The following is a 17,633-nucleotide window of genomic DNA, read 5'->3' as shown; positions in this document are numbered from 1 at the left end:
TTTTTCGCGAGCAAGCTCGCTCCTACAGCCGAATTCAGGCAGGAAACCTCATGACTGACGCGTTCGAAATACCTGGCACACTGGTCCAAGCCCTTCAGCGCCGCGCAGCCCTGACGCCGGATCGGGTGGCCTTGCGTTTTCTCGCCGAAACCCCGGATCAGGCGGTGGTGCTCAGTTATCGCGAGCTGGATCAACGGGCGCGCACCATTGCCGGTGCATTGCAGGCCGAGACGGGTTTTGGTGATCGCGCGGTGCTGTTGTTTCCCAGCGGCCCGGATTACGTCGCGGCGTTTTTTGGTTGCTTGTATGCGGGCGTGATTGCGGTGCCGGCTTATCCGCCGGAGTCGGCCAAGCGTCATCATCAGGAGCGTCTGCTGTCGATCATCAGCGACGCCGAACCGCGTCTGTTATTGACCAGCGCTGGCCTGCGCGACGCCTTGCTGCAAATCGAAGGCGCACCGCCGCTGTTGTGCGTTGACACCCTCGACGGTGCACTGGCCGCAAAGTGGATCGAACCGAATCTCGAAGACGACCACATCGCCTTCCTGCAATACACCTCGGGCTCCACCGCGTTGCCAAAAGGCGTGCAAGTCAGCCATGGCAACCTGGTCGCCAACGAGTTGCTGATCCGCCACGGTTTCGGCATCGACCTGAACCCTGACGACGTGATCGTCAGCTGGCTGCCGCTGTACCACGACATGGGTTTGATCGGCGGTCTGTTGCAACCGATTTTCAGCGGCGTGCCGTGCGTGTTGATGTCGCCGGCGTACTTCCTTGGCCGGCCGTTGCGCTGGCTGGAGGCGATCAGCGAGTACGGCGGCACCATCAGCGGCGGGCCGGATTTTGCCTATCGATTGTGCAGCGAGCGAGTCAGCGAATCGGCGCTGGAACGCCTCGACCTGAGCGGCTGGCGCGTGGCGTATTCCGGTTCCGAGCCGATTCGCCTCGACACCCTGGACCGTTTCGCCGAGAGGTTCGCGAGCTGCGGTTTCACCCCGGACAGTTTCATGGCGTCCTATGGCTTGGCGGAAGCCACCTTGTTCGTTGCCGGTACAACCCGTGGCCAAGGCATCGGTAATTTGCGGGTGGACGATCAAGCGTTGGCGCAAAACCGTGCGAAGGCAGGTGAGGGCAGCGCGATCATGAGTTGCGGCATCAGCCAGCCGGATCATGCGGTCCTGATTATCGACCCGTTGGCGCTTACCGAACTGGCCGACAACGCGGTCGGCGAAGTCTGGGCCACCGGGCCGAGCATCGCCCACGGTTACTGGCGCAACCCCGAGGCCAGCGCCAAGACCTTCGTTCAGTACGCCGGAAAAACCTGGCTGCGCACCGGTGACCTGGGTTTCATGCGCGACGGTGAACTGTTCATCACCGGGCGCCTGAAAGACATGCTGATCGTTCGCGGTCACAACCTGTATCCGCAAGACCTCGAGCAGACCGTCGAGCGTGAAGTAGAGGTGGTGCGCAAAGGTCGCGTCGCCGCGTTCGCGGTGAACATCGACGGTCAGGAGGGCATCGGCATCGCCGCGGAAATCAGCCGCAGCGTGCAGAAAATCCTGCCGCCCGAGGCGCTGATCAAAGCCATTCGTCAAGCCGTGGCCGAGGCGTATCAGGAAGCGCCGAGCGTGGTGGTGTTGCTCAATCCGGGCGCATTGCCCAAGACCTCCAGCGGCAAACTGCAACGCTCGGCGTGCCGCAATCGCCTCGCGGATGGCAGCCTCGACGGCTACGCGGTGTTCCCGTCGGCAGCCACTGCAAACGAAGCAAAAACCGAGTCGGATTCCGAGCTGAAAACCCTGATCGGCCAGATCTGGTCCAAGCAATTGCAGGTGAAACAAGTCAACGCCGACGACCACTTCTTCCTGCTCGGCGGCAACTCCATCGCGGCCACTCAAGTGGTTGCGCGCCTGCGCGAAGAGCTCGGTCTGGAGCTGAACCTGCGCCTGCTGTTCGAAGCGCCGACCCTCGGCGCATTTGCCGCTGCGGTCGCGCAGCAACAACAGGACGGCGGCCTGGCCCAAGGCGCGATCACCACGCTGTCGCGCAGCGAAGCGCTGCCGCAATCCCTCGCGCAAAACCGTCTGTGGATCACCTGGCAGCTCGACCCGCAAAGCAGCGCCTACAACATTCCTGGCGCCTTGCGTTTGCGCGGCGAACTGGACGAAGACGCCTTGTGCGCCTGCTTCCAGCAACTGATCGAGCGCCACGAATCCCTGCGCACACGCTTCTTCGAGCGTGACGGCGTGGCGCTGCAACAGGTCGATGTCGCGGGTGAATTCAACCTGCAACGGATCGACATCAGTGATTTGCCGGTCGCCGAACGTGAAGCCCGCGCGCAGCAAATCCGCGAGGACGAAGCGCACACCCAGTTCGATCTGGAGAAAGGCCCGCTGTTGTGGGTGACGCTGGTGCGCCTCGATGATGAAGATCACCAATTGCTGGTGACGCTGCACCACATCATCGCCGATGGCTGGTCGCTGAATGTGCTGATCGACGAGTTCTCGCGCCTGTACGCCGCTGCGTCCCAAGGGCAAACGGCAACGCTCGCGCCATTGCCGACTCAGTACGCCGACTACGGCAGCTGGCAGCGCCAATGGCTGGCGCAAGGCGAGGGCGAACGGCAACTGGCCTACTGGAAAACGCAGCTGGGCGATGAGCATCCGACCCTGAGCCTCGCCACCGATCACCCCCGTTCGGCGCAACACCTGCACAGCGCCGCACGCCACACCGTACGGTTGGATGCGACCCTCAGCGATGCCGTTCGCCAGACTGCCCAGGCCTACGATTCCACGTCATTCATGCTGTTGCTCGCGGCGTTCCAGAGCCTGCTGCATCGCTACAGCGGCCAACGCGACATTCGCATCGGCGTGCCGAACGCCAACCGTCCGCGCCTGGAAACCCAAGGCCTGATCGGCTTCTTCATCAACACCCAGGTGCTGCGTGCCGAGGTGGATTCGCGGCTGCCATTCATCGAGCTGCTGGCGCAAACCCGCCAGGCGGCTTTGGGTGCGCAAGCGCATCAGGACCTGCCGTTCGAACAACTGCTGGAAGCCTTCCCGCAAGCTCGCGAGCAAGGCCTGTTCCAAGTCATGTTCAACCATCAGCAACGGGACCTGAGCGCACTGCGTCGACTGCCCGGATTGCTCGCCGAAGAACTGCCGTGGCACAGCCGCGAAGCCAAGTTCGACCTGCAACTGCACAGCGAAGAAGACCGTAACGGTCGCCTGAGCCTGTCCTTCGACTACGCCAGCGAACTGTTCGACGCCACCACCATCGATCGGCTGGCCGAGCATTTCAGTAACCTGCTTCGGGCCATCTGCGAGCAGCCGGCCACGGCCGTCGGCGACCTGCAATTGCTGGCGTCGAGCGAGCACGATCAGCAAGCATCGTGGAGCGCCGCACCGTGCACACCAGCCAGCCAATGGCTGCCGGAACTGCTCAACGAACAGGCACGCCTGACCCCGGAGCGCATCGCGCTGATGTGGGACGGCGGCAGTCTGGACTTCGCCGAACTGCACACCCAGGCCAACCGTCTGGCCCATTACCTGCGCGACAAAGGCGTCGGCCCGGACGTGTGCGTGGCCATCGCCGCCGAGCGTTCCCCGCAACTGTTGATCGGCTTGTTGGCAATCATTAAGGCTGGTGGCGCCTACGTGCCGCTGGACCCGGATTATCCGGCCGAGCGCCTGGCGTACATGCTCAGCGACAGCGGCGTGGAATTGCTGCTGACCCAAACCCAATTACTGGACCGACTGCCGACCACCGACGGCGTCAGCGTGATCGCCATGGATGCGCTGCATCTTGAGAACTGGCCGAGCCAGGCGCCGGGTCTGCATTTGTACGGTGACAACCTCGCTTACGTGATTTACACCTCCGGGTCCACCGGCCAGCCGAAGGGTGTCGGCAACACCCACGCGGCCCTCGCCGAACGCCTGCAATGGATGCAGAGCACTTATGGCCTGAACGACTCCGACGTGCTGATGCAAAAAGCGCCGATCAGTTTCGACGTCTCGGTGTGGGAATGCTTCTGGCCGCTGATCACAGGCGCGCGCTTGCTGATCGCCGGTCCCGGTGAACACCGCGATCCGCACCGCATCGCGCAGCTGGTTCAACAGTACGGCGTGACCACGCTGCACTTTGTGCCGCCACTGCTTTCATTGTTCATCGACGAACCGCTCACCGCCGAATGCACCAGCCTGCGCCGCGTGTTCTCCGGCGGTGAAGCGTTGCCGGCGGAGCTGCGCAACCGCGTGCTGGAGCAACTGCCGGCCGTACATCTGCACAACCGCTATGGCCCGACCGAAACCGCGATCAACGTCACCCATTGGCATTGCAGCACGGTCGATGGCGAACGCTCGCCGATTGGCCGTCCGTTGGGCAACGTCATTTGTCGGGTACTCGACAGCGAACTCAACCCGGTGCCGGCCGGTGTGCCGGGTGAGTTGTGCATCAGCGGTATCGGTCTGGCCCGTGGCTATTTGGGTCGTCCGGGGCTGACGGCTGAACGCTTTGTCGTCGATCCGTTGAGCGAGCAGGGCGCACGTCTGTATCGCACCGGCGACCGTGCACGCTGGACCGCCGATGGCGTGATCGAATACCTCGGCCGTCTCGATCAGCAGGTCAAACTGCGCGGCTTCCGCGTCGAACCGGAAGAAATCGAATCGCGTCTTCTGGCCCAGAACGGCGTCGCTCAAGCCGTGGTGCTGGTGCGCGAAACAGCGGCCGGCGGTCAACTGATCGGTTACTACACCGCCACTGAAACCAGTGAAACCGAAGAGGCGCAAACCGCACGCCTGAAAACCGCACTGGCGGCCGAGCTGCCGGAATACATGGTCCCGGCGCAACTGATGCGCCTGGAAGAAATGCCGCTAAGCCCGAGTGGAAAACTCGACCGTCGCGCCTTGCCCGAACCTCAGTGGCAAGTCCGCAAACACGTTGAGCCGGTCACTGAACTTGAACAGCAGATCGCCGCGATCTGGCTTGAAGTGCTGGGCTTGAAGCAGATCGGCCTGCGCGACGACTTCTTCGCCCTCGGCGGTCACTCGCTGCTGGCCACGCAAATCATCTCCCGCACCCGTCAGGCTTGCGACGTCGAGTTGCCGCTGCGCGCACTGTTCGAAAACAGCGAACTGGGGGCATTCGCCGAGCAGATTCAACAGATTCAGGCCAGTGGCAGTACCAACAAGCAACCGCCAATCGAGAAAGTCGACCGCAGCCGACCGGTGCCGCTGTCCTATTCCCAGCAGCGCATGTGGTTCCTCTGGCAGATGGAGCCGGACAGCCCGGCCTACAACGTCGGCGGCATGGCGCGGTTGCGCGGGGTGCTGGATGTCGGGCGCTTCGAGACCGCGTTGCAAGCGCTGATCATGCGGCACGAAACCCTGCGCACCACGTTCCCGAGCATCGACGGCGTGGCGCAACAGCGAGTGCACCCGGAAACCGGGATGCGCATGGACTGGGAGGATTTCTCGGCATTGGAGGCTGACCTGCGCGAACAGCGGGTGCAGGCACTGGCCGACAGCGAAGCGCATAAACCCTTCGATCTGGAAACCGGACCCTTGTTGCGCGCCTGCCTGGTCAAGACCGCCGAGCAGGAACATTACCTGCTGCTGACCCTGCACCACATCGTCACCGAAGGCTGGGCGATGGACATTTTCGCCCGGGAACTCAGCGCGCTCTATGAAGCGTTTGTCGATGACCGGGAATCGCCGCTGGCGCCGCTGCCAGTGCAGTACCTCGATTACAGCGTCTGGCAGCGTCAGTGGCTGGAATCCGGCGAGCGTCAGCGTCAGCTCGACTACTGGACCGCGCAACTGGGCCGCGAACATCCGCTGCTGGAATTGCCTGCTGACCGTCCGCGACCGCCGGTGCAAAGCCATCAGGGCGAGCTGTTCCGTTTTGACCTGAGCGACGACCTCGCCGCACGGGTTCGCGCCTTCAACGCGCAAAACGGCCTGACCCTGTTCATGACCATGACCGCCGCGCTGGCCGTGCTGCTTTACCGCTACAGCGGCCAGACCGACCTGCGCATCGGCGCACCCGTAGCCAACCGCATTCGTCCGGAAAGCGAAGGACTGATCGGTGCGTTCCTCAATACTCAAGTGCTGCGTTGCCAGCTCAACGGGCAGATGTCGGTCAGCGAGTTGTTCGAGCAGGTGCGTCACACCGTGATCGAAGGCCAATCCCATCAGGACCTGCCGTTCGATCATCTGGTGGAGGCTTTGCAGCCGCCACGCAGCACCGCGTACAACCCGCTGTTCCAGGTGATGTGCAACGTGCAGCGCTGGGAATTCCAGCAAAGCCGCACGCTCGCCGGCATGACCGTCGAGTATCTGGCCAATGATGCGCGCGCGACCAAGTTCGACCTCAACCTGGAAGTCACCGACCTCGATCATCGTCTCGGTTGCTGCCTGACTTACAGCACCGATTTGTTCGACGAACCGCGCATTGCGCGCATGGCCGGGCACTGGCGCAATCTGCTGGAAGCGCTGCTGGCCGATCCGCAACAGCGCCTCAGTGAACTGCCGTTGCTAGAAGCCGCTGAACAGCAAAAGCTGCTGAATAGTCTCGGCGTCGAGCCGGGCGAACATCGACTGGATCAGTGCATCCATCACCTGTTCAGCGAGCAAGCCTTGGCGCGCAAGGATGCGCCGGCGCTGACGTTCGCCGGTGAAACCCTGAGTTTCGCCGAGCTCGACAGCCGTGCCAATCGCCTGGCCTGGATGCTTCGCGAGCGCGGTGTTGGTCCGCAGGTCCGCGTCGGTCTGGCGCTTGAGCGGTCGCTGGAGATGGTCATCGGCCTGCTGGCGATCCTCAAGGCGGGCGGCGCCTACGTGCCGCTCGATCCGGAGTACCCGCTTGATCGTCTGCACTACATGATCGAAGACAGCGGCGTCGGTTTGCTGCTCAGCGATGCGGCGATGTTCAACGCCCTCGGTGATCTGCCATCCACTGTCGCCCGCTGGTGCCTGGAGGACGACGCTACGGAACTGGCCAACTACCCGGCCACCGAGCTGCCCTTTATCAGCCTGCCGCAGCATCAGGCGTACCTGATTTACACCTCCGGCTCCACTGGCAAGCCGAAAGGCGTGGTGGTGTCCCACGGTGAAATCGCCATGCACTGCCGCGCGGTCATCGAGCGCTTTGGCATGCGCCCGGACGACTGTGAACTGCACTTCTATTCGATCAACTTCGACGCCGCGACTGAACGTCTGCTGGTGCCGTTGTTGAGCGGTGCACAAGTGGTATTGCGCGCCCAGGGCCAGTGGGACGCGGAGGAAATCTGCGGGCTGATCCGTCGCCACAACATCAACATCCTCGGCTTCACCCCGAGCTACGGCAGCCAACTGGCGCAGTGGTTGGCGACTCAGGGCGAAACCTTGCGGGTGCGCATGTGTATCACCGGTGGTGAAGCGCTGACTGGCGAACATTTACAGCGGATTCGCGCGGCGTTCAAACCGAGCCTGTTCTTCAACGCCTACGGCCCGACTGAAACCGTGGTCATGCCGTTGGCGAGTCTCGCGCCGGAACAGCTTGAAGAAGGGTTGGGCAGTGTGCCAATCGGCAGCGTGATCGGTGCGCGTGTGGCGTACATCCTCGACGCTGATCTCGCGTTGGTGCCGCAAGGCGCGACCGGTGAGTTGTATGTCGGCGGCGCCGGTCTGGCGCAGGGTTATCACGACCGTCCGGGGATCACGGCGGAGCGGTTCGTGGCCAACCCCTTTGCGGCCGATGGCGGGCGGATTTACCGCACCGGCGACCTGGTGCGTCAGCGTGCCGACGGTCTGGTGGAATACCTCGGGCGCATTGACCATCAAGTGAAAATTCGCGGTTTCCGCATCGAACTGGGCGAGATTGAAACCCGTCTTCTGGAACATGAATCGATCCGTGAAACCGTGGTCCTGGCACTGGACGCACCGAGCGGCAAACAATTGGTCGGCTATCTTGTTACCGACGTCGCTGAGCAAGACGAAGTGCAACAAGCCGCACTGCGCGAAACCCTTAAGACTCACCTGAAATCGCAACTGCCGGATTACATGGTGCCGACGCACCTGATCCTGCTGGCCAGCATGCCGCTGACCGCCAACGGCAAACTCGACCGCCGCGCACTGCCGGCGCCGAACCCGGAACTGAATCGTCAGGACTACGTGGCGCCGAGCAATGAGCTTGAGCTGACGTTGGCGCAGATCTGGTGCGAAGTGTTGAACGTCGCGCAGGTCGGTCTCAACGACAACTTCTTCGAGCTGGGCGGCGACTCGATCCTGTCGATCCAGGTGGTCAGCCGTGCGCGGCAGCAGGGCATTCACTTCAGCCCGCGTGACCTGTTCCAGCACCAGACCGTGCAGACGCTGGCCGCTGTGGCGAGCCGCACCGAACAGGTCACGGCCGAGCAAGGCTTGCTCACCGGCGAATCGCGTTTGACGCCGATTCAGCACTGGTTCTTCGACACCGACATTCCCGAGCGTCAGCACTGGAACCAGGCGTTGTTGCTGGAACCGGCCGTTGCGCTCGAACCTCATCGTCTGGAGCAAGCGCTGCTGGCGGTGATCGAACAGCACGACGCCTTGCGCCTGCGTTTCACCGAAGCCGCAGGCGAATGGACGGCGGCGCACCAGAAGGTGGGAGGCGTGCCGGTGCTGTGGCAAGTGCGTGTGGCGGCGATGGATAAATGCGCGGCACTGTTTGCCGATGCTCAGCGCAGTCTCGACCTCGAACAAGGGCCGTTGATGCGTGCGCTGCTGGTCGAGGGTCCCGAAGGCCAGCAACGGCTGTTCTTCGTGATCCATCACTTGGTGGTGGACGGCGTTTCCTGGCGCGTATTGCTCGACGATCTGCAAACGGTGTATCGCCAACTGGCGGCTGAACAGTCGGTCAAATTGCCGGCGAAAACCAGCGCCTTCAAGGATTGGGCGGCCCGCTTGCAGGCGTATGCCGACAGCGAATCCCTGCGTGAAGAGCTGAGCTGGTGGCAGTCGCAGCTGGCCGGGCCGAGCGCCGAATTGCCGTGTGACCGGCCTGAGGGTGGCCGGCAGAATCGTCATGCGCAAACCGTCAGCGTGCGCCTCGACAGCGAGTACACCCGGCAACTGCTGCAGCAGGCACCGAGCGCCTATCGCACTCAGGTCAACGATCTGTTGCTGACGGCATTGGCTCGCGTGCTGTGCCGTTGGAGCGGTCATGCATCGGCGTTGATTCAACTCGAAGGCCACGGTCGCGAAACCTTGTTCGATGAGATCGACCTGACGCGCACCGTCGGTTGGTTCACCAGTGCTTACCCGCTGCGCCTGACGCCGCTGAACATCGAAGAAGCCGCTGGGCAGGGCGCGTCGATCAAGGCGATCAAGGAACAACTGCGTGGCGTTCCGCACAAAGGGCTGGGTTATGGCGTGCTGCGTTACCTCGCCGATAACCCGTGCCGTGAAGCCATGGCCGCGCTGCCGGTGGCGCCGATCACCTTCAACTACCTTGGCCAGTTCGACCAGAGCTTCGGCGCGGACGCGTTGTTCCGTCCGCTCGATGAAATCGTCGGCGCCGCCCATGATCCGCGTGCGCCGCTGCCCAATGAGCTGAGTATCGACAGTCAGGTCTACGGCGGCGAACTGGTACTGCGCTGGACCTTCAGCGCCGAACGCCACGACACGCAAACCATCAGCGAACTGGCGGACGCCTACCTCGGCGAATTGCAGAGCCTGATTGAGCATTGCCTGCGCGACGAGGCGGGCGGCCTGACACCGTCGGACTTCCCGCTGGCGAAGCTGACCCAGCCGCAACTCGACGCACTGCCGATTCCGGCCGTCTCCATCGAAGACGTCTACCCGTTGACGCCGATGCAGGAAGGCATGCTGCTGCATACCTTGCTGGAACCGGGTACAGGCCTCTACTACATGCAGGACCGCTACCGCATCAACAGCGAGCTCGATCCGCAGCGTTTCGCCGAAGCCTGGCAAGCGGTGATTGCCCGTCACGAAGCCTTGCGTGCGTCGTTCTGCTGGAACGTCGGCGAAGACATGCTGCAGGTGATCCACAAGCCGGGCAGCACGCCGATCGAATACCTCGACTGGACCGCCATCGCCGAGGCCGAGCAAGAACCGAAGTTGCAAGCATTGCTGAAAAGCGAGCGCGAAGCCGGGTTCGATCTGCTCAACCAGGCTCCGTTCCATCTGCGTCTGATCCGGGTGGGCGAGGCGCGCTACTGGTTCATGATGAGCAACCACCACATCCTCATCGATGCCTGGTGCCGCTCGCTGTTGATGGCGGATTTCTTTGAAATCTACACTGCGCTGGGTGACGGTCGCGAAGCCCGACTGGGTGTGCCAACCCGTTATCGCGACTACATCGGCTGGCTGCAACGCCAGAGTCTGGCCGAGGCTCGACAGTGGTGGAAAACCAACCTGCAAGGCTTCGAACGGACCACGCCGATTCCGAGCGACCGGCCGTTCCTGCGTGAACATGCCGGCGACAGCGGCGGCATGATCGTCGGCGACCGCTACACCCGGCTCGATGCCCGTGACGGTGCGCGACTGCGTGAACTGGCGCAGGCTCATCAACTGACCATCAACACCTTCGCCCAAGCGGCGTGGGCCTTGGTGCTGCGGCGTTTGAGCGGTGATCGCGACGTGCTGTTCGGCGTTACGGTGGCCGGGCGCCCGGTGGAAATGCCGGAGATGCAACGCACCGTCGGGCTGTTCATCAACAGCATCGCGCTGCGGGTGAAGATGCCCGAGGACGACCAGCGGTGCAGCGTTCGTCAATGGCTGAGCGGTTTGCTCGACAGCAACATGCAGCTGCGCGAGTACGAATACCTGCCGCTGGTGATCATTCAGGAAAACAGCGAACTGCCTAAGGGCCAGCCGTTGTTCGACAGCCTGTTCGTGTTCGAAAACGCCCCGGTGGAAGTCTCGGTACTGGACCGCGCGCAGAGCCTCAACGCGACCTCGGATTCGGGCCGGACCCACACCAACTTCCCGCTGACGGCGGTGTGTTATCCGGGCGATGACCTGGGCTTGCACCTGTCTTACGACCAACGTTATTTCGACGAGTCGACCGTCGAGCGCATGTTGGGTGAGTTCAAGCGTTTGTTGCTGGCGCTGGTGGAAGACTTCCATGGCGACATGGCGGACTTGCCATTGCTCGGTGCAGAGGAACAAGACTTCCTGATTCATGGCTGCAACCAGAGCGAACACGATTACCCGCTGGAGCAGAGCTACGTTGCGTTGTTCGAAGCGCAGGTTGCGCTGCATCCACAACGGATCGCCGCCAGTTGCCTTGATCAGCAACACAGTTACGTTGAGCTGAACCAGCGTAGCAACCGTCTCGGCCATGCGTTGATCGCGGCCGGCGTCGGACTGGATCAACCGGTGGCGTTGTTGGCCGAACGTAACCTCGACCTGCTCGGAATGATCATCGGCAGCTTCAAGGCCGGCGCGGGTTATCTGCCGCTGGATCCGGGGCTGCCGAGTCAGCGTCTGAGCCGGATCATTGATCTGAGCCGCACGCCGTTGCTGGTCTGCACGCAGGCCTGTCGCGAACAAGCGGTGGCGCTGCTGGAGGAGTTCGGTTGTGCCAATCGGCCGAAGTTGCTGGTGTGGGAAGAGGTTCAGGCGAGCAATGTGTCGGTGGCGAATCCGGGTGTCTACAGCGGCCCGGATAACCTCGCCTACGTGATCTACACCTCGGGTTCGACGGGGCTGCCGAAAGGTGTGATGGTCGAACAGCGCGGCATGCTCAACAACCAGTTGAGCAAGGTCCCGTACCTGAATCTCAGCGAGGCCGATGTGATCGCGCAGACCGCTTCGCAAAGCTTCGACATTTCGGTCTGGCAGTTCCTCGCCGCGCCGTTGTTTGGCGCGCGGGTGGACATCGTGCCGAACACCATCGCCCACGATCCACAGGGTTTGCTGGCGCATGTGTCGGCCCAGGGCATCACCGTGCTGGAAAGCGTGCCTTCGCTGATTCAGGGCATGCTCGCCCAGGAACGCATGAGACTCGACGGCTTGCGCTGGATGCTGCCGACGGGTGAAGCGATGCCGCCGGAACTCGCGCACCAATGGTTGCTGCGCTACCCGGACATCGGGCTGGTGAATGCTTACGGACCGGCGGAATGCTCGGACGACGTGGCGTTCTTCCGCGTCGACATGGCCTCGACCCGCGGCAGTTATTTGCCGATCGGTACGCCGACCGACAACAACCGTTTGTACCTGCTCGATGGCGCGCTGGACCTGGTGCCGTTGGGTGCGGTGGGTGAGTTGTGCGTGGCCGGCACCGGCGTCGGACGCGGTTATGTCAGCGACCCGCTGCGCACCGCGCAGGTGTTTGTGCCGAATCCGTTTGGCGAGCCGGGTGATCGTCTGTATCGCGCTGGCGACTTGGCCCGCCGTCGCAGTGACGGCGTGCTGGAGTACGTTGGCCGCATCGACCATCAAGTGAAGATTCGCGGTTACCGCATCGAACTGGGTGAAATCGAAGCGCGTCTGCATGAGCAACCGGAAGTCCGCGAAGCGGCGGTCGGGGTGCAGGAAGGCGTGAGTGGCAAGTATCTGGTCGGCTATTTGGTCGCGACTGATGCTTCACTCAGTCCGACCGAGCGACTGGAGCGCATCAAGCAACGACTGCGCGCCGAGCTGCCGGAATACATGGTGCCGCTGCACTGGTTGTGGCTGGAGCGGATGCCGCTCAATGCCAACGGCAAACTGGATCGCAAGGCACTGCCGGCGCTGGAGATCGGCCAGTTGCAAAGCCAGGATTACCAGGCGCCGCGCAATGAACTTGAGCAGACCCTGGCGGATATCTGGACCGAGGTGTTGAAGGTCGAGAAGGTGGGGATTCGCGACAATTTCTTTGAGCTGGGCGGGCATTCGCTGCTGGCAACGCAGATTGCGTCGCGGGTGCAAAAAGCCCTGCAACGGGATGTGCCGCTGCGGGCGATGTTCGAGTGCAGCACGGTGGAGGAACTGGCGGAGTACATCGACGGGTTGGCCGCGAGTGACATCACCGAGGAGAAGGTGGATCGGTTGAATGACTTGATGGCGGAGTTGGAGGGGTTTTGATTCTCTAGCGTCTGGAACGGCCTCTTCGCGAGCAAGCCCGCTCCCACATTGGATCTGCGGCGTTACGCAAATCCCCTGTGGGAGCGGGCTTGCTCGCGAAGGCGTCAGTGAATTTTGCGACAATTAACGCGTTGACCGCCAAGTCCTTCCAGCTCCAGTCTGCTTCCTCCCTTTCTGCCAGAGGAAACAGTCAATGCCCTTCCTTACGATTGACGGACAAAAACTCCACTACATCGATCAAGGCACAGGCCCGGCAGTGCTACTGGCCGGCAGTTACCTGTGGGACCACGCCCAGTGGGCGCCGCAGATTGTTGTCCTGTCGCAACATTATCGGGTGATCGCCCCGGACCTGTGGGGTCACGGTGAATCCGGGCCATTGCCAGAAGGCACCACGTCGCTGGATGACATCGCACGTCAGCAATTGATGTTGCTTGATCATCTGGACATCGACCGTGTCACGCTGGTGGGACTTTCGGTCGGCGGCATGTGGGGCACGCGCCTAGCCTTGTCGGCGCCACAGCGAATCAACGGTCTTGTGCTGATGGACACCTATCTCGGCAGCGAGCCAGAGCCGACCCGCGACTATTATTTCTCGTTGCTCAAGCAGATCGAAGACGCCGGTGAGATAACGCCACAGTTGCTGGATATCGCGGTGCCGATCTTTTTTCGTCCCGGTATCGATCCGCAGTCGGCGCTTTATCAGGGTTTCCGTGCCTCGCTGGCAGCGTTACCCGCGGATCGGTTGCGCGAAAGCGTCGTACCGATGGGCCGGATCACGTTTGGGCGGGATGACTTGTTGTCGCGTCTGGGCGAGTTGAATGCTGCCACCACGCTGGTGATGTGCGGTGACCAGGACACGCCGCGGCCACCGTCGGAGGCGAAGGAAATGGCTGAGCTGATTGGTTGCCCGCATGTGCTGGTGCCGGAGGCGGGGCATATCTCCAATCTGGAGAATCCGCGGTTTGTGACTGAGGTGCTGTTGAAGTTTCTGACCCAGAGAAATTAGTTGTCTGTACTGACGTCTTCGCGGGCAAGCCTCGCTCCTACAGAACATGTGTTGATCACAATAATTGCGATCGACATAAATCCTGTAGGAGCGAGGCTTGCCCGCGAAGAGGCCAGTGAATTCACTTGGGTCCGAGAATCTTCACCAACTTCTCCGGCGAAGGCGCGCCTTGCTGTTGTTGCAACTCGCCTTTGTCGTCCATATAGAAAATCGCCGGTGTCGCCTGCAACTCCAGATCCTCCATCAACTGCATGTTCGCCGCCAGTTTCGCCTTGATCGCCGGCGGTATTTCTTTCAGGGCCTTGAGCGAACTGGCCTTGCCGGCACCTTCGTGTTCTTGCAAGGCTTTCTGCGGATCCTTGGCCGCCAGCAGCGCCGCGGATTTGCCCGGACTGTCCTCACGAATGATGCCGACCATGATGTGCCGCAACTGCACCTTGCCAGCCTTCACCCACGGTCGCGCCTGTTCCCAGAACATGTTGCAGTAAGGGCAGTTCGGATCGCTGAACAGGTACACCACGCGCGGTGCGTCCTTGTTGCCGTCACCGATCCAGTTGCTGGCTTCCATCTTGCCCCAGACTTCCTTGGCCATCGGCGCGTAAACCAGTTTCTGCAAGGGCGCGCTGCTCAGGTCATTGCCGTCGGCGTCGTACAAATTGCCCAGCAACACATGTTTGCCATCCGGCGTCAGGTACAGCGCCATGCCACGATTCTGGTACTGCGCGGCATAACCGCGCAGACCGTCGGGTGCGTCGAACTGGCCGACAATTCTGGCACCCTTGGCTTCGATCTTCTTGATCGCCTCGGGCAGTTCTTCGGCAGCCTGCACTGACGGCAGGTGCAGCAGGGCGGCGCCCAGGGTCAGCGTCAGCAGGTGGCGGAGGCGGGGCATGGCAGTTTCCTTGAAGAAGTGGAGGGTGTGGCCGGATTCGGGGTATCGAAGTTTTCCAGGGCGCGAGCCAGGCTGGCTTCCGACAGCTCGCCCAAGTGACTGCCCAACAGGCGACCGTCGGGGTTATAGAACAGCGTAGTCGGCAACGCCATCGAGCCGACGGCCTGGCCCAACCGGCCACTGCCGTCGAACAGCACGTTGGACAGGCTCAGGCCCTGGGTTTCCAGAAAGGTGCTGACGCTTTGCATGCTCTCGGCCTGATTGACGAACAGGAAGGTCAGGTCCGGGCGGTGTTGCTGGGCATTTTCCAGTACCGGCATTTCCCGACGGCACGGCGGACACCAGGTCGCCCAGAGATTGATCACCAGCGGGCCTCCTTTGTAATCCGTCAGTTGCACGGTTTCACCGGCGGCATTGCGCAGCGCAATCTCCGGCAGGCGCGTGCCTTGTTCGTAAATCGTTAGCGAGAACGTAGCCAGCAACCAGAACGCCAGACCGCTGGCCACGCCGAAGCCCAACGGACGGCGCAAGCCCGGGCGACGCCAGCCGCGATACAACGCGGCGAGCAGCAACACGATCACCCCGGGCAATGCGAGGAAACCGCCGTCGCGCAGGTCGATGACTTGCCACGGATCATTGCGATAGTGCGCCCAGTAGAGCGCCACGAAGCTGATCCGGGCGGCCAGCATGCCGATCAGGAACAGGCTGAACAGCGCCGACTCGGGATTCTCTCCACCCCGTTTGGCCGCCCGCCAGCCGACAAACGTCGCCAGCGCCAGGGCACTGATCAGCAGCAGATGGTTAAGCGCGATGGCAAACGTGCCGAGGGTAAAAGTCAGCATTAACGGGCGTCTCGGGTATGGGTCCAGCGTTGCAGGAAGGTGTCGGCATCGACCTCGCCGGTGATGCGCTGGCCGCGACGTTCTTCGCCGTCGGCGCCGATCCACAGAAAACTCGGCGGCCCCGGCACTTTATAACGGCCAAGCAGGTCGCGGCTGGCGGCATTGTCGGCGGTCACGTCCAGCCGTAGCAAGCGCACATCGCTCAAGGCGTCGAGGACACGGGGTTGGCCGAAGACCTGTTTTTCCATGACCTTGCACGACACGCACCAGTCGGCGTAGTAGTCCAGCAACACCCACTGGCCTTGAGCCTTTGCCGCATCGAGTTCCCGTTGCAGAGCGGCCGGGTCCTTGATCGTGGTGAAGGCGTCGTGGCCGACGGGGCGGGCGACGTTGCCCGCATTGGCAGCGCTATAGACCTGCAGCGGTTTCAGCAGGTCATCACTGCCGCCCGCCGCACCGATCATCAACAGACTGCCCCACACGCCGAGCAGCAATGAGCTGGCACCGAACAGATGCGCGACGCGCCCGAAACCTTCCGACTGTTTCCAGGCGCTGTAGGCGGCAATCAGCAACAACGCACCGCACAGACCGATCCACAACGATTCATTCAGCACCGGCCGCAACATCAGCAGCGCAGTGGCAAGAAACAGGAAACCGAACACACCTTTGAGCAGGTTCATCCAGGCGCCGGGTTTGGGCAGGAAGCGATTGCCGACCGTCACCAGCAACAGCAGCGGCACACCGATGCCGATGCCCATGGCGAACAGAATCAACCCGCCGTGCAGCGCATTGCCGCTTTGCGCGATGTAGAGCAGGGCGCCGGCCAGCGGGGCGGTCATGCACGGACCGACCAGCAAACCGGACATCGCGCCCAGCACTCCCGCGCCGATCAGGCTGCCACCACGTTGACTGCGCGATACGTTTTCCAGTCGATCACGTACCGCCACCGGCAGTTGCAACTCGAAGAAACCAAACATCGGCAAGGCCAGCAACACAAACACCGCAGCGAAACTGCCCAGCAACCAGGGATTTTGCAACAGCGCCTGCAAATTCGCCCCGAGCAACGCGGCGAGGACGCCCATCGCCGCATACACCAGTGCCATGCTCACGACGTAGCTGGTGGCCAGCGCAAAACCGCGTTTGGGCGTGGCACCGCTGCCCACGATCAAACCGGCGAGAATCGGCAGCATCGGCAGTGAGCAAGGGGTAAAGGCCAGCAGCAGGCCCAAACCGAAGAACACCAGCAGGCTCCAGCCCAGCGCCCGTTGTTGCAGGCTGCTGGCCAGGGCTTGATCCGGGGCTTCGGTCGTCGCAGAAGTGGCAGCGCTACCGCCCAGATCCACCACCTGGGTTTGCGGCGGATAACACAGGCCAGCATCGGCGCAGCCCTGGAAACCGACCTTGATCTGGCCGGTGGCGCCGGTCGGAATCTTCAGCTCCAGGCCCTGACGATAAACCGGCTGTTCGCCAAAGAACTCATCACTGTGGGATTCGCCCTCGGGCAACACGGGCTGGTGGTCGGCGGACAAATCATTGAACTTCAGGCGTTTCTGATAAAGGTAATAACCGTCGGCGATCTGCCAGTAGAGCTGTGTTTCACCCGACTCAAGGCGTTCGGAGGTGAAGACGAATGCCTTTTCCACCGGCAAGAATTCAGGTTTGGTATCGAACGGATTAGTCCCTGCCTGGGCCACACCCGAGATCAAGAGAACAAAAAACAAAAACAGACGACGCATGGGTAAGCCTTATCCCTGTGCAGGTGAGGGCACAATGGGAGGCGGCGATTAACCGATGATTAACCGCGCGCCTCCGCTTGCATCAACGTGCTTTAAAGCTGATGCAAA

The 17,633-nt window shown here is 62.2% G+C and carries 5 protein-coding genes; 2 read left to right on the top strand and 3 right to left on the bottom strand.

The annotated features are described in order from the left end of the window. Nucleotides 1-50 precede the first annotated feature (50 nt). Nucleotides 51-13,049 carry a non-ribosomal peptide synthetase gene (locus ACA073_RS18230; protein ID WP_497398367.1) on the top strand — a complete coding sequence of 4,333 codons (12,999 nt, stop codon included), beginning with the start codon at nucleotides 51-53 and terminating at the stop codon, nucleotides 13,047-13,049. A 193-nt stretch (nucleotides 13,050-13,242) separates the two neighbouring features. After that, entirely contained in the window at nucleotides 13,243-14,055 is an 813-nt protein-coding gene (locus ACA073_RS18225) for an alpha/beta fold hydrolase (RefSeq protein ID WP_497398365.1), read from the top strand. Nucleotides 14,056-14,176: 121 nt separating this feature from the next. On the opposite strand, the gene dsbG is transcribed toward ACA073_RS18225, so the two are convergent. From dsbG to dsbD, 3 genes are read right to left on the bottom strand one after another with little or no spacing between them, the layout of a single operon-like run. Then, nucleotides 14,177-14,947, bottom strand: coding sequence for a thiol:disulfide interchange protein DsbG (gene dsbG, locus ACA073_RS18220; protein WP_497398363.1), 771 nt, complete (start codon nucleotides 14,945-14,947; stop codon nucleotides 14,177-14,179). After that, nucleotides 14,923-15,789, bottom strand: a complete 867-nt coding sequence (locus ACA073_RS18215) for a prolipoprotein diacylglyceryl transferase family protein (protein WP_497398361.1) — start codon at nucleotides 15,787-15,789, stop codon at nucleotides 14,923-14,925. The genes dsbG and ACA073_RS18215 overlap by 25 nt, the downstream gene beginning before the upstream one ends. After that, on the bottom strand, nucleotides 15,789-17,525 hold the full coding sequence (gene dsbD, locus ACA073_RS18210) for a protein-disulfide reductase DsbD (RefSeq protein ID WP_497398359.1): 1,737 nt from the start codon (nucleotides 17,523-17,525) through the stop codon (nucleotides 15,789-15,791). Before dsbD ends, ACA073_RS18215 begins: the two co-directional genes overlap by 1 nt. Between the last annotated feature and the right edge of the window lie 108 nt (nucleotides 17,526-17,633).

This window comes from Pseudomonas sp. LBUM1670 (assembly GCF_059695695.1).
The sequence above is the reverse complement of the archived record's forward strand: the minus strand, read 5'-3'. Positions and strand labels throughout refer to the sequence as shown.